General features: G+C 41.1%; 13 protein-coding genes. 9 read left to right on the top strand and 4 right to left on the bottom strand.

Translation table 11 applies throughout. From position 1 onward, the window contains the following. Positions 1–19: 19 nt before the first annotated feature. Together D9A03_RS08340 and hemB are read right to left on the bottom strand one after the other, a co-directional pair. Positions 20–655, bottom strand: a complete 636-nt coding sequence (locus D9A03_RS08340; RefSeq protein ID WP_120496773.1) for a peroxiredoxin — start codon at positions 653–655, stop codon at positions 20–22. A 248-nt stretch (positions 656–903) separates the two neighbouring features. Further along, positions 904–1896, bottom strand: a complete 993-nt coding sequence (gene hemB / locus D9A03_RS08335) for a porphobilinogen synthase (protein ID WP_120496731.1) — start codon at positions 1894–1896, stop codon at positions 904–906. Between the two features lie 585 nt (positions 1897–2481). Here hemB and D9A03_RS08330 point away from each other — a divergent pair. Further along, positions 2482–3501: an adenosine deaminase gene (locus D9A03_RS08330; RefSeq protein ID WP_120496730.1), complete on the top strand. Its 1020-nt coding sequence runs from the start codon at positions 2482–2484 to the stop codon at positions 3499–3501. Positions 3502–3543: 42 nt separating this feature from the next. Next, complete coding sequence (locus D9A03_RS08325) at positions 3544–4353, top strand: inositol monophosphatase (RefSeq protein WP_120496729.1); 810 nt, start codon at positions 3544–3546, stop codon at positions 4351–4353. A gap of 9 nt (positions 4354–4362) precedes the next feature. Here D9A03_RS08325 and D9A03_RS08320 read toward each other — a convergent pair whose 3' ends face one another. Then, complete coding sequence (locus D9A03_RS08320) at positions 4363–5046, bottom strand: HAD family hydrolase (RefSeq protein WP_120496728.1); 684 nt, start codon at positions 5044–5046, stop codon at positions 4363–4365. Positions 5047–5194: 148 nt separating this feature from the next. On the opposite strand from D9A03_RS08320, the gene D9A03_RS08315 reads away from it, so the two are divergent. The 6 genes from D9A03_RS08315 (at position 5195) to D9A03_RS08290 (ending at position 11554) form a co-directional block, all read left to right on the top strand. Continuing rightward, positions 5195–5524 carry an NIPSNAP family protein gene (locus D9A03_RS08315; RefSeq protein WP_120496727.1) on the top strand — a complete coding sequence of 110 codons (330 nt, stop codon included), beginning with the start codon at positions 5195–5197 and terminating at the stop codon, positions 5522–5524. Beyond that, entirely contained in the window at positions 5521–5865 is a 345-nt protein-coding gene (locus D9A03_RS08310; RefSeq protein WP_120496726.1) for an antibiotic biosynthesis monooxygenase, read from the top strand. The genes D9A03_RS08315 and D9A03_RS08310 overlap by 4 nt, the downstream gene beginning before the upstream one ends. 108 nt (positions 5866–5973) lie before the next feature. After that, positions 5974–6855, top strand: coding sequence for an AEC family transporter (locus tag D9A03_RS08305; protein WP_120496725.1), 882 nt, complete (start codon positions 5974–5976; stop codon positions 6853–6855). Positions 6856–7370: 515 nt separating this feature from the next. Next, complete coding sequence (locus tag D9A03_RS08300; protein WP_162938038.1) at positions 7371–7865, top strand: DUF4402 domain-containing protein; 495 nt, start codon at positions 7371–7373, stop codon at positions 7863–7865. A 64-nt stretch (positions 7866–7929) separates the two neighbouring features. After that, complete coding sequence (locus D9A03_RS08295) at positions 7930–8790, top strand: molecular chaperone (RefSeq protein ID WP_120496723.1); 861 nt, start codon at positions 7930–7932, stop codon at positions 8788–8790. Between the two features lie 79 nt (positions 8791–8869). Beyond that, positions 8870–11554 carry a hypothetical protein gene (locus D9A03_RS08290; RefSeq protein ID WP_162938037.1) on the top strand — a complete coding sequence of 895 codons (2685 nt, stop codon included), beginning with the start codon at positions 8870–8872 and terminating at the stop codon, positions 11552–11554. 23 nt (positions 11555–11577) lie between these two features. Here the strand turns inward: D9A03_RS08290 and mazG are convergent, their stop codons facing one another. Then, positions 11578–12405 carry a nucleoside triphosphate pyrophosphohydrolase gene (mazG, locus tag D9A03_RS08285; protein ID WP_174233641.1) on the bottom strand — a complete coding sequence of 276 codons (828 nt, stop codon included), beginning with the start codon at positions 12403–12405 and terminating at the stop codon, positions 11578–11580. A gap of 402 nt (positions 12406–12807) precedes the next feature. Between mazG and D9A03_RS08280 the strand changes: the two genes are divergently transcribed. Continuing rightward, a complete protein-coding gene (locus tag D9A03_RS08280; RefSeq protein WP_120496721.1) occupies positions 12808–14172 on the top strand; it encodes a substrate-binding protein in 1365 nt (454 codons plus the stop codon). Position 14173 lies beyond the last annotated feature (1 nt).

Here is a 14173-nt window from a genome sequence, read left to right as displayed (position 1 = left end):
AACATATAAAATTATTCATTTATTTGTTTGGCTGCGGTGTAACACGCAAATAAGGCTTGTGGGCAACCCAACCTTTCGGGAAACGGTCCTTGGCATCTTCATCGCTCAGGGCAGGAACGATAATTACATCATCACCATCTTTCCAGTTAACTGGCGTTGCTACTTTATAACCATCGGTTAATTGCAGTGAGTCGATAACGCGCAGGATTTCATCAAAGTTACGTCCAGTACTTGCTGGATAGGTAATGATCAGGCGTACTTTTTTAGCTGGATCGATGATGAAAACAGAACGAACAGTCAGTGTATCGTTCGCATTTGGGTGGATCATGTCGTAGAGATTAGAAACTTTACGATCAGCATCAGCAAGAAGCGGGAAGTTAAACTGATGCCCTTGAGTTTCCTCGATATCACCAACCCATTGTGTATGATCGGATAGAGGATCAACACTCAATCCCAGAACCTTTACGTTACGTTTTTCAAACTCTGGCTTGAGCTTCCCAACATAGCCTAGTTCTGTTGTGCAAACAGGGGTGAAATCTTTTGGGTGAGAGAAAAGAACAGCCCAGCTGTCACCAACAAAATCATAAAAATCGATTGTACCTTCGGTAGAATCCTGTGTGAAATTAGGTGCTGTGTCGCCGAGACGTAAAGTCATTGCAGCCTCCATTGAGGTGTCATAAGGAACGGAAGGAAATCCGCTAACGAAAAAAAGTCGAAAACTTGAAAAAGTTCTCTGAAAAGAAAGCGTGATGTTACTCTTAAAAGATAGGAATTGATAGTAAATATCCAAGCTATCACAATACAATAATTTTCTATTGTTAGCTTTTGGTTCTATTTGCGGGCAAAAATAGAAAAAGGCCTGAAAATTCATTCAGGCCTTTCATTAAATTATAACTTGATCAGCTATTTAAGTAATCGCGCAGCATCCAGTGCAAAATAAGAGAGGACCGCATCAGTTCCTGCCCGTTTAAAAGCCATAAGGCTCTCCATCATTACCGTATCATGATCCAACCAACCGTTGGCAGACGCTGCCTTGATCATCGAATACTCACCACTGACCTGATAGGCCATGGTCGGAACACCAAAGGTATCTTTAATACGTCGAATGATATCCAGATAGGCAATGCCGGGTTTTACCATAACCATGTCTGCCCCTTGCTGAAGATCATTTTCGACTAGGCGCAGAGCTTCTTCGCTGTTCGCCGGGTCCATTTGATAGGTTTTTTTGTCCCCTTTCAAAACACCTTTTGCACCCACAGCATCACGGAAAGGACCGTAAAAACCACTAGCATACTTTGCGCTGTAAGATATGATCTTTGTATAGGTATAGCCAGCTTCATCCAAGGTATCTCGAATTGCCCCAATTCGTCCATCCATCATGTCCGAAGGACCGACATAATCACATCCGGCTTCGGCCTGGACCAATGCTTGGCGACAAAGGATTTCGACGGACTCATCGTTTAGAATAATCCCGTTTTTGACAATGCCATCATGCCCTAATGAATTATAAGGATCCAAGGCAACATCACCAATCAGGGCAATTTCTTTGTAATGCTTTCGGATTGATCTTGTCGCCTGACAGATCAGGTTGTCAGGATTATAGGCCTCACGGCAATCTTCTGTTTTGGTTTCAGAATTATTATAGGGGAAGAGCGCAATAGCCGGAATACCGAGTTCGACAGCTTCAGCAATAGCGTCTATCAAACAATCGGGGCCGTATCTTTTGACGCCAGGCATTGAAGGAACATCACTGGTGCCGTTGTCTTCCTGTAGAAATACAGGCCAAATAAAGTCATCAACAGACAGGCGATTTTCAGCAACCATCCGGCGCGTCCAGTCATCCGTACGAATACGACGCGGCCTGACAACAAGATCCTGTCTAAAGGTTGTATTCAATTATTTTCTCCTGATGAGATTCGTTTTTTGCTACTTTCTACCCAAGCTCCTGAAATTGCAAGTGTTGGGCATTGAAAGTCTGTGGGGCAGATCGTCGCAAAATTTATGGTTTAATACAGCTGTTTTTAGAGAAAAAGGGCGATGTAAAAGAGAGCATATTTGAAAAAAGTTAACCCCATTATTATGCGGAATTATTTGTATCTCTTTATTTATCTCCGTAAATTTTGGGGGATTTATAGTCATAGAGTGATAATTTTTATATCCTGGAAATATCCTAGGGTTCTGGACTAATGGACATCATAATAATGCCGGGTTTTTGAATCCAAAGGAATCATATCTGCTTTATCAAATAGCAAAGCAACATTAAAAGTTGGGGTCCTTTGCTATCGCCTTTCAATTGGTTCTTTATTGGGTTGAGCATTTTTCTCGTCCGATACAGATTGTGGTTTGGTTGCTATCACTGATCTCGTCTTTAAGGAAGAAGGAGATGTTGACCTTGATCTGGAAAACTCACTCGTTCTATTTTCAAGAGGATGATAAGGCGCTAGAGTCTGAGCAATATTTCAAATTAACCGGAAGAGATGTATGAGCGATCTTAGCAGTTTTATCAACGCTTTACCAAAGGCAGAATTACACCTGCACCTTGAAGGGTCTTTAGAGCCAGAAATGATGATGCAGTTGGCAAAGAGGAATAATATTGAACTACCGTATCAATCTGTTGAGGAAATAAAGGACGCCTATAATTTTTCAAATCTTCAGGATTTTCTGGATATTTATTATCAGGGCATGAACGTTCTTCTGACAGAGCAGGATTTTTATGACCTGACAATGGCCTATCTTCGGAAAGTAGCTTCTGAAGGGGTTGTTCATGTCGAAGTCTTCTACGATCCCCAAGGGCACACAAGTCGTGGTGTTTCATTCTCAACTGTTACAAACGGTATTCTGCGTGCATTGGATGATGGTCAGGAAAAGTTGGGCGTTAGCTCTGAACTTATAATGTCTTTCTTACGTCATTTGAGCGAAGAAGAAGCCTTTGCAACACTTGAAGAGGCTAAGCCGTGGTTTGATGGGCGCATTGTTGGTGTCGGGCTTGATTCAAGTGAGATGGGGCACCCTCCATCTAAGTTTGAGCGAGTTTTTAATGCAGCTCGAGATCTGGGGCTCAAACTAGTGGCACATGCTGGAGAAGAGGGGCCAGCAGAGTACGTGCGTGAGGCTATTGAGCTTTTAAAGATTGATCGTTTGGATCACGGTAACAGAACAATTGAAGATACTGATTTAACTCAGAAGTTAGCTGAATTAGGGATTGCTTTTACAGTTTGCCCACTTTCAAATCTCAAACTTTGTGGCGTGACGGATATGAAAGAACATCCGCTTCGAAAAATGATGGAGGCTGGTTTAAAGGTTACGGTAAACTCTGATGACCCGGCCTATTTTGGCGGTTATATGACGGCGAACTTTTTGTCCGTTACCGAAGCTTTAGAGTTGAGTAAAGACGATATTGCGATGCTATGCCGTAACTCTATTGAAGGATCCTTTTTAACAGACGAGGAAAAAAAACCGCATCTGGATCGTATTGATAATATTGTATCTAATCACTGCTGATATGCTCTTTTCCTTTTCAAAAATCAGCCTGTTAGGCACCTAATGTTTTCAAATCTGGATAAGGTGGCGGAACTTCTGAATGAAGTTGCTGAACAGACAATTCTACCAAGGTTTCAAAATTTATCTGAAGGTGAAGTCTCATATAAAAAAGGCGGAGAGACTGTTACAATTGCGGATACTGAAGCTGAATCTCTGCTTGAAAAACGGTTAACGGATTTATTTCCCGGTAGTCAGGTTATTGGGGAAGAGAAAATCGCAGATACACCTGACTTGCTAGAAAATCTGGATGAGCGAGAGCTTACATGGATAATTGATCCGATTGATGGTACGAACAACTTCGCTCGGGGTCGTGATATTTTTAAAACAATGTTAGCTTTGGTTTATCAGGGCGAGACAGTAGCTGGCTGGATTTTAGATCCCGTCCATAAAAGCATGCTAGAGGCTCGACGGGAAGAAGGCGCTTTTCTGGATGGGCAGCGGTTGAATATCGCTGGATCTAATAAAGTCTTGCATCAGAGTGTTGGAACAATTCATGGTTCAGAAAATCAGGATCCAATAATCAAAAAATCATTGGACAAGAACCGGTCAAAGCTTAATACAGTTAATACACTGCGTTGTGCCGGGGCTGATTATGAACGCTTGGCGGCGTCTAAGACCCAATTTGCTCTTTTTACCCGGTTAATGCCTTGGGATCATCTGCCCGGTGAACTTATTCATAAAGAAGCAGGCGGATATGGGGCCTGTCTTGATCGAACAGCCTATAATTACAGTGCATATAACAAACAGGGTTTATTATTGGCTCCAAATGAAGAGTGGTGGGATGAAATTCATCGTAAATTGTTTCTCGACTAAAGTTGGATGTTAGTAAGTTTTCCCAAGCGAACTTATTATCTGGGATAATTCAATAAACTCTTCAAAGGTGGCTGATGTTATTGATTTATCTGGAAGAGGAAAAAGGTTGTTTTTCTTCCAAACTGTTTTCATACCTACTTTGTTCGCGCCAAAAATATCGGCATATGGGTTGTCGCCAATGAACGCACAGGATTGATTTACCAACCCCAAATTACTTAAAGCTGTCTCAAATATATGTGGATCAGGTTTTTTTATCTTTTCTGTTTCAGATATGAGAACAACATCCATAATATTGTGTAGATGGCAGTTTTTTATCACAGCAGACTGTAGATCTTTTCTGCCATTGGTAATGATCCCTAACTTTACCTGATTTCTCTTAAAGCTATTTAGGGTTTCTATGACATCTGGGAACAAGATTGCATGATCGGAAAAATTGGTTATATAGCTTTTTTCCAATAAGTCGGGTGAAATGTGATCAATGGAAAGGTCATTGAGAAGTTTATCGTAAACGTCTTTTTTCCATAATTTACCATTATCATCCAAGGTCGTGAATTTTTCTTGAAAAATATTGAATGGCATGGCCTGCAAAGGAGTACATTCGTGCCATTGCCAAGTCAGGAATTTTTGTAAACTTTGGCTTCTATCAACAAGGGTTTGATCGAGATCAAACAATATGCCTTTGATTGTATTCATTTTATTTAATGATATCTCTTCTAAAGAATATAACTAATTTGGAATTATCTGAAGAGAGAGCTTGAAATGCTCATACTTCGTTCAGTGGCGAAACATATTGGTGTCTGAGGATGATAATACTCTCTTGTCTAAAAGATAAGAGGTTAAAATGATTACGTGTATTATTACCTACCAAATTGATCCCTATAAAAAAGATCTGTTTAATACCTATGCCAAGAATTGGGGACAGACTATTCCTGAGTGTGGAGCTGATCTCGTTGGTTATTTTTCTCCGCACGAAGGCTCTACGACAACAGCCTACGGTATTTATAATATTGAGAGTATGGCTGCGTACGAAGCTTATCGACAAAGACTAATGGCTCACCCGCTTGGAAAAGCAAATTATGAATTTGCTCAAAAGGAGAAATTCATTCTTAAAGAAGATCGCCTTTTCTTAAAGAATGCTTCTTTGCCTCATGCTGATCTCGTTGCTCTATGATCGCTGTGATTTTTGAGGTGATCCCTGCTGCAGGACAAAAAGATCATTACTTGTCTTTGGCAGCTGATTTGAAAGATAAACTTATGGATGTTGATGGGTTTATTTCTATTGAGCGTTTTCAATCTCTTGTTGATGAACAGAAAATTCTTTCGCTATCTTTCTGGCGGGATGAAGCTGCGGTTAAGGCATGGCGCAGTTCTTTTGATCATCGACAAACCCAAATGAAGGGGCGAGAAGAGGTTTTATTTGACTATCGGTTGCGTGTTGCCACTGTCGACCGGGATTATGGTATGCATAAAAGGGCTGAGGCACCAGAAGATTCAAAAGCTGTGTTTTCATGAATTGATACTGTGACTCAAGAAAAGCCGGATTTTATATCCGGCTTTTCTTTGACATGGTCTCGTTTAGTTGAAATTGTGTAACTCCATTCAAGAATACGATTTCGAAAAATGATTGCTGAAATTCTAGGGATTATCTCTCCCGTATTAATTTGTATTGCCATTGGTTTTATCTGGGCCAAAGCTGGACGTAAGTTTGATACACCAATGGTGACTTTTTTGGTGACCTATTTCAGTACGCCAGCTCTGGTGTTTTACACTTTGGCTACCGTCGACCTTTCAATGGACGCGCTTGTAGCCATGGGCGGGGCGGCAACACTTGCAAATATTATTTTTGCGATTACCGGTGGCCTCTTTCTAATGTTGCTAGGTTTATCGCAACGGACTTTTTTACAGTCTTTGACTTGGCCAAATGTGGGTAATATTGGTTTGCCCCTTTGCCTTCTTGCTTTTGGAGAAGAAGGTCTGGCTTTGGCGATTGGTTTTTTCGCGGTTTACGTCGTTATCCAACTGACTATTGGTGTTGCGTTTGTTTCCGGGCAATTTTCTGCAAAATCACTGGTTAGCATGCCGATAATTCCTGCAACACTTATCGCGACAATCGTTCTGATTGCTGACTTGGCTGTTCCCGAGTGGATTTTAAATACAACAAAGCTAATTGGTGATTTAACCATACCTTTGATGCTTATTACCCTTGGTGTGTCTCTGGCCAGTTTGAAAGTTGTCAATCTTGGGCGAAGTTTTGGGTTGGCGATTTTCAGATTGGTAGGTGGTTTCCTTGTTGGTTTGGGCATTGTATGGTTTCTGGGGCTTGAAGGCCCTGCAGCAGGTGTTGTTATTTTGCAATGCGCACTACCTGTTGCTGTTTTCTGTTATCTCTTTGCTCAACTATATGAAAGAGAACCGGAAGAAGTTGCGAGCCTTGTCGTTATTTCAACAACACTCTCAATTGTTACCTTACCAATTTTAATGTGGTTTGTTTTACGTGCCTGACAAGAAACGTAATATTCTCGCTCGAGAGATAATTAGCGTTTCACATCATTTCAACACTTAAAAACTCTCGAACGTGTTCCAAAAATAAGGATAAAATATTGTTTTATTTATCGAGGCAGCAATCTAAAGGTGCTTTGCTTTGTAAAAATACACTTAATAGTTTGTGATTTTATGATAAATGACATTTTTATTACTACAAATTCTTCAAGTCAACTTACATAACTTTAAAAATTAATCAAATAGGAAAAAATCTAGAAAAAGATAATAAAGTCAAAATCCTGGTAGAATTGACCTTATCTAATATCCACTATAGGTTTCCTGTTATGGTAGCTTCTTGTTTGTAGGAAATAAATACTTAAAGTTGAATCTCGAAGCATAAGTAATAAACGCTGTTAATCTTTAATTAATACGAAACTTCTAACAATCTTTGCAGATTTTACAAGTAAATGTAGATCTAAAATAAAATACAATTTTGAAAACATAAAAATGTATGGTTGTTTTTAAGGAGTAGTGTGTTGAAAGTACTTAATAAAGTTATCACGTTTGGTGCTGTTAGTTTAGCATTTGCATCTTCATCTTCTGTATCATTATCGGCTGATGTGACAGGTAATGCGACTGCACAAATTCAAACTGCAGTTTCAGTCATAGAGAATACAACAATGAATTTTGGTAATACAGCTGTGGATGCATCTGGTGGTACGGTTACCATGACCTCTTCAGGGGCTGTTTCAGGACCTGCTGGTTATAGTTTTTCCGGTTCACCGACAGCTGGTGCCTTTACGGTTACAGCTGATGCAAGTACTGCCGTAACGATCAGTTTTACGGACGGTACATTAACTGGGCCAGGTACAGCGATGGCTTTGAATAATTTTACTCACAATGCGGGGGGAACACCAACAACAGATGGATCAGGTTCTCTTGTCTTTAATGTTGGTGGAGATATGGTTGTGAATGCCACACAGGCAAGTGGCGCCTATTCCGGCACTTATACAGTCACAGTCAATTATTAAAAATATCTGTTCAGGAGGTAGTAATCCTAGGGGTTGCTACCTCCTTTTCTTTGGGGGTGGTACAATGACAGATAATGTAAAGTTTAGTTTTTTTTCAAATCTATTTATTAAAATTTTAATCAAATTTGTTCTTTTGTTTTCGCTGTTTATGGGAATTAATTTTCCTCACACGGCTATGGCTGCTGGTGGCATTGTCATATCGCCTCAGTTGGTAGAACTTGATAACAAAAACAGAAACACTGTCCTGACACTTGCTAATAGAGGGCAAAAAGCAGAAACCTATCGTATCTCGGTTATTAATTACCGGATGAATGAACAGGGTAACCTTTTTGAAATAGATAAACCTGTTGGTGAGGATGCCTTTGCAAATGGTTTGTTCAGATTTGCACCACGTCAAGTGACTTTGAAGCCAGGTAAACCTCAAACTGTACGAGTTTTGTATCGCCGTCCTTCTGGCTTAGAAGATGGTGAATATCGCTCACATTTACTTTTCCAGCAAGTACCTGAAACTGCAGCTGTGAATTCAGATGTAGCTAGTCGTGCCGGTATTTCTGTCGAGATCAAAACAATTTTTGGCATCTCAATCCCAATAATTGTTCGCCATGGAAATCTTTCTGGTAATGGAGAAATTACCGAACTGAAACCCGCAAAGAAAGAGAATGGTTCTGATGCGATTTCACTACGGATAAACCGTACAGGAAATCAGTCTCTTAGGGGCGATGTTGTTTTGTCATCTGAAGGAAAAGAAGTTGGGCGCCTGAATAATGTTGCAGTATACCTTTCTACACCTTATCGAGAGGTCGTTGTCCCTCTCCTGGAAGAAAAGTTACAGGCTCTTTCCGGAAAAACGATCAGTGTTGACTATCTCCCGCGTAAAGGAAGACAGGGGCCTGTAATTGCCTCTAATAACATAACAATCCAATAGATCTGCCTGGTCCTGATTAAACAGATCACGCAAAATGGTTTGCCAGATCAAGATATTGATCCGAGGGCTTCTTGTTCTATTGAGCCTAGGACTTGGAATCCCCGAAGCTAAAGCTGACAACGATGTTGGTCAATTCTCGAATTGGGATGAAAGACCTGATGACGAGATCTACGTCTTCGGGCTTGAGTTGGATGGCTATATCCTATCGGAAGGTTTCATTCTTTTTTATGATGGAAAAGAAGCTTTCCTTCCGTTGGGTGCGTTGGCTGATGCGTTGGAATTCCCGATTGAAATAAACACTGGGGAAGGAATAGCTCAAGGGTGGTTCCTAAATGATGATAGAACCTTTGATTTAAATTTAAAAGCCGGCAATGTAAAACTGAAAAAGAGATCTCTTCCAATCGAACCAGGGCAAGTAGAGCGACATCCTGATGATTTATATATCTCCTTTTCAGAGCTGGAAAAATGGTTCCCTTTTGTTTTAGAGCTTCGTTTTGAAGATCTCCAAATAGGTGTTCGTGCACTAGAACCTTTTCCTCTTCAGGAAAGAATCGCAAAAGAAGCTCGACGATCACAAATCAAACACGGAGAGAGCGAGGAAGGTTTAGAGCTAATTGTTCCAGAGAATGATTGGTTTGAATTACCATTTCTGGATATCAGTATTGACGCATCGGGGCGCAATACCGAGAACTCTATCGAAGGTCAGGTTCGACAAACTACAACTGTTGTCGGTATTGTTGGTGGACTGGATAGTGAAGCAACTTTGGTTGCCAATAGTGCGGAAGAATTTCCTAACATCAGATTGCATATGGGGCGGCAATCTCTTGATGGAGGTCTGTTGGGCCCTTTGGATGCCAGGGAATTTTCTCTAGGAGATGTGACGACCCCGGATCTGGCTTTAATAGCCGATAACACGGTAGGCCGTGGATTTTCTGTTTCTTCTTTTGACTTAAATAGATTAGAGCAAACCAACAAAGTAACGTTACGCGGGGAGCTTGCAGTTGGTTGGGAAGTCGAAATTTATAGAAATGGTGAACTTATTGACTTTCAAACTGATACAGATGTGGGGGATGGGCGTTATGAATTTACGAACGTTGCTACTGTCTCTGGCTTGAACGAATTTCGTTTGGTTTTTTATGGTCCTCAAGGGCAAAGGCGAGAAAAATTTGAACGCTATTTTGTGACGGCTGAATTGGCTGAATCTCAAAAAGGATCTTTTCGTATTGCTGCTAACCAGACCAACCGAGATTTAATTTCTTTTCAAAAGCAAATAAATCCGCGTGAAGATGACGGTGAAAACCGAATTGTTGCCCAAGCTGAATATGGCATAACCGATGTTCTGTCTATCAATGGCGGCGTTGCATCTCTTTCATATGACGGTACTCGACGAAATTACGCGAAGGTAGGGGCACAAACAACTTTCCTTGGTGCTTTGGGAAATATGGATATTGCTGTTGATGATGCTGGAAGAACAGCTGTTGGTGCCCGGGCACAAACTCAACTTGGATCTTGGTCGTTAGCAGTTGAGCAAAACTGGTTTCAAAATTTTCATTCCGAACAATCAGATAATAGTTCTGTCGATGGGCATTTACGAAGTAAAACGATTGCTCGTGTTAACGGCCATATTCCAGATTATGGCTTGGGTAATCAGCCCTTCACAGCCTCTGTTGCACACGAAATTTCTGAAGATAAAGAGCGGGAAACACAGATATTTGGGCGGGTTTCTTCTGTTGTAAGGCCCTTTAATTTAGCTTTGTCTTCTACGGCTCGCATCAGAAGTGATCAAAAAAGCGATAGTGATGCCAGAATGTTGATAAGTACTCTCATGGGGGATTTCAGGCTGCGTGGGGAGGTTGGCTATAAAATAACTCCTGTCGCTGAACTTGATAAAGTATCTCTAAGTGCTGATTGGCGGATAAATGAAGACTTTGGCACGCGCTTTGGTCTCTCTCATTCTGGAGGAAATCAATCCTTAAACGTTGCTTCAGCAGGTTTAAATCACCAGTTCGATAATTTTGCATTGGGAGTCAATTTAGAAGCGGATAGCGACGGTAATTATAATGCTCGCATGGGACTATCATTTAGTTTGGGACACGATCCAAATACTGGCGGTGTTGAGATGAAAAGTCAGGCTTTTGCACGTCGGAGCGCAATTAGTGCACAGGTTTTTCTTGATAAAGATAATGATGGAGTCTACGGACCTGATGACAGCTTGATTGAAAATGCTGGTTTTAGTGGCGGGGCATTGTCGCGGGATATCAAGACATCTGCAGATGGAACGGCCTTTATTGTTGGTTTAGAACCTTACCGAGAAATTGAAATTGGCCTTAATAATGGCACTCTTGTCGATCCTTTCTGGGTATCAGCAACAAAAAACAGAAAGTTAATTTTACGACCTGGTACAACCACGACATTGCAATTTCCCGTTATTGAAACTGGTGAAGTCGATGGCCTTGTAATTCTTGAAGACATTTCACTAACGACTAATGGTGCAGTAGAAATTACAGAAAAAAATAGCGCAGGATTAAGGGTGATACTTCTTGATAGTAATGGTCGAAAAATATCAGAAACAATGAGTGCTTATGATGGCTATTTCTTCTTTAATCATATTCCTTATGGAGAATACAAGATAACACTGGATACAGCTCAATTAACAGAGGCGGGTTATAAGAGTCAGGTCGGATCAAAAAGCTTTGTCATTGATCAGGCAGAGCCATTTATATCAGCGCAGGATTTATTTATCCAAACAGGGGATAAAATATAAAAAATCCACAGTGAATTCTATTCTCATCTCTTACATGAATTCCAAATATTTTCCATATATTCCAACGATGTATCGTTTATATTTAACCCATTATATTTAATTGTTTTTTCAACAACACGAAAGCGTTTTTCAAATTTTTGATTGGTACGCCGAAGCGCTTGTTCCGGGTCAATATCCAGGTGCCTTGCCAGATTTACAACCGAAAACAATACGTCGCCGAGTTCATCTTCGGCCCGATCGTGAAGATCTGAAGTATTGATTTGTTGATCGGGGTGTAAAACATCTTTCAGTTCATCAATTTCCTCGTGAATTTTCTCAATAACAGGAGAAAGACTGGGCCAATCAAAACCAACCTTGGCCGCTCGTTTTTGAAGTTTTATAGCACGTGTGGCAGCTGGTAACCCAACTGTAATTCCATCCAGCACACTATCTTCTTCTTTTCCTTGCTTCTTCTCACGCTCTTTTGCTTTCAACTCCTCCCACGCGAGTTTTTGTTCTTCAATATTGTTGTGAGAGATATTCCCGTATACATGCGGATGCCGGTTTATCATTTTCTCAGTAATTGCCTGGGCAATGTCTTCAAAATCAAAAAGGTTTTCATCTTTTGCTATCTGGGCATGATAAACGACCTGTAACAAAAGATCTCCAAGTTCATCCTTAAGTGAAACGAGGTCATTTTTTTCTATCGCTTCAGCAACTTCGTAGGCTTCTTCAATAGTGTAAGGCGCAATTGTACGAAAGTTTTGCTCTATATCCCAAGGGCATCCGCCATCCGGATCTCTAAGATCTTTCATAAGATCAATAAGGCGGGAAATACCTTGTTTGGTTACATCAGGAATTTGTTTACTCATAAAACACCATAAGAATTTAAGATAGCCCCTGAATTTGTTGTTACTTTAAGTTTTGCATCTTCTCTATTCTGAGAGAGTAATCAAATATTACGTTGCTGTATAATGATTTATTATTGGGACGTTTTGTGCGTGACTGTTTGAGGCAGATGATTAAACCTATAGTTTTATCACGAGATTTTCTCTTGTTTTCAATTTTTACAAAGAAAATAAAAAAAGAGTAAAAAAAATAACAAACGTTTGAGTTGTTTTTAAAGTTCTGTTGTTCGAATTACGAAACAAGACGATGATTTTAGGCATAACGGCGAAATAAAATTAACAAGCCGAAAAGTAATGAAAAGTTAATCAGTGCGATCCAGCACAAATGAACAGCATGAGTATACTTCTTGGGAGACGAATACTGTCATGACGAATACAACGAATAAATTTAAACTTTCCCGTCGCAAACTATTAACCAGTGCTGCAGCAGCAGGTGCGGGTGCTGCTGTTTTTAGTGGTGCGACACCATACTCTTTCGTGAAAGGCGCTTATGCTGCGGATTTCCGAAATGATCCAGGTAGCCAGTCTTTTGTAAAGCTAGGCTTTAACGTTCCGCAAACAGGTGCTTACGCTGATGAAGGTGCCGATGAACTCCGCGCTTTCCAACTCGCAGTAAAGCACCTGAACGGCGAAGGCGATGGTGGGATGCTCAACACCTTGAAACCAAGCTCTCTTAAGGGTAATGGTATTCTCGGCAAAAAGGTAGAGTATGTTACCGGTGATACACAGACAAAGTCTGATGCTGCACGTGCTTCTGCCAAGCGTATGATCGAAAAAGAAGGTGTCACCATGTTCTCTGGTGGTTCTTCTTCTGGTGTGGCGATTGCCGTACAGTCTCTTGCTCAGGAAATGGGCATCATCTTTATGTGTGGTCTGACACACTCTAACGATACGACTGGTAAAGACCGTCGTCGCTATGGATTCCGCCATTTCTTCAATGCTTATCAATCTGGTGCCGCTCTTGGTCCTGTGTTGAAGGATGAAATGGGCACAGAGCGTCGTGCTTACCATCTGACAGCTGACTATACGTGGGGCTGGAGCCAGGAAGAATCCATCAAAAACACCACTGAAGGTCTTGGTTGGGAAACTGTAAATACTGTGAAAACACCTGTGGGTGCTGGTGATTTCTCTCAGTATATCACACCCGTTCTTAATAGTGGTGCCGACGTACTTATCCTGAACCATTACGGTAAGGATATGGTCAACTCCTTGACACAGGCGGTTCAATTCGGTCTGCGTGACAAGCAGGTTAACGGTAAGAATTTTGAGATTATCGTTCCACTGTTCTCACGTCTAATGGCGCAGGGTGCTGGCGAAAATATCAAAGGTATTCTGGGTTCTACTAACTGGAACTGGACATTGCAGGATGCCGGTTCTCAGGCTTTTGTTAAGTCCTTTGGTCAAGAATACGGCTTCCCACCGTCACAGGCTGCTCATACTTGTTATGTTCAGACATTGCTCTATGCAAATGCTTGTGAAATGGCTGGTACTTTCTATCCACCTGAAGTTATCAAAGCGCTTGAAGACTTCGAGTTCGACGGCATGGGTAACGGCCCAACCCTTTATCGCGGTGAAGATCACCAGTGCTTTAAAGATGTTCTGGTTGTACGTGGTAATGCAAACCCATCTACACAGTTCGATCTTCTTGAGATCGTTCAGCAGGTTCCGCGTTCTCAGGTTGAATATGATGCTTCCATCTTTGGTGGTGAGCTCGGCCCATACGAGGTTTAAT

This window comes from Kiloniella sp. EL199 (genome assembly GCF_900313065.1).
GTDB lineage: Bacteria > Pseudomonadota > Alphaproteobacteria > Kiloniellales > Kiloniellaceae > Kiloniella.
Note: the sequence above shows the minus strand (reverse complement) of the source record. Positions and strands in the feature narration are given on the sequence as shown.

Bases quoted from the DNA above. Each gene is read 5' to 3' on its own strand.
- mazG (WP_174233641.1), bottom strand. From the start codon at position 12,405: ATGAGTAAACAAATTCCTGATGTAACCAAACAAGGTATTTCCCGCCTT.
- D9A03_RS08340 (WP_120496773.1), bottom strand. From the start codon at position 655: ATGACTTTACGTCTCGGCGACACAGCACCTAATTTCACACAGGATTCT.
- D9A03_RS08305 (WP_120496725.1), top strand. From the start codon at position 5,974: ATGATTGCTGAAATTCTAGGGATTATCTCTCCCGTATTAATTTGTATT.
- D9A03_RS08310 (WP_120496726.1), top strand. From the start codon at position 5,521: ATGATCGCTGTGATTTTTGAGGTGATCCCTGCTGCAGGACAAAAAGAT.
- D9A03_RS08325 (WP_120496729.1), top strand. From the start codon at position 3,544: ATGTTTTCAAATCTGGATAAGGTGGCGGAACTTCTGAATGAAGTTGCT.
- D9A03_RS08330 (WP_120496730.1), top strand. From the start codon at position 2,482: ATGAGCGATCTTAGCAGTTTTATCAACGCTTTACCAAAGGCAGAATTA.
- D9A03_RS08315 (WP_120496727.1), top strand. From the start codon at position 5,195: ATGATTACGTGTATTATTACCTACCAAATTGATCCCTATAAAAAAGAT.
- D9A03_RS08295 (WP_120496723.1), top strand. From the start codon at position 7,930: ATGACAGATAATGTAAAGTTTAGTTTTTTTTCAAATCTATTTATTAAA.
- D9A03_RS08280 (WP_120496721.1), top strand. From the start codon at position 12,808: ATGACGAATACAACGAATAAATTTAAACTTTCCCGTCGCAAACTATTA.
- D9A03_RS08320 (WP_120496728.1), bottom strand. From the start codon at position 5,046: ATGAATACAATCAAAGGCATATTGTTTGATCTCGATCAAACCCTTGTT.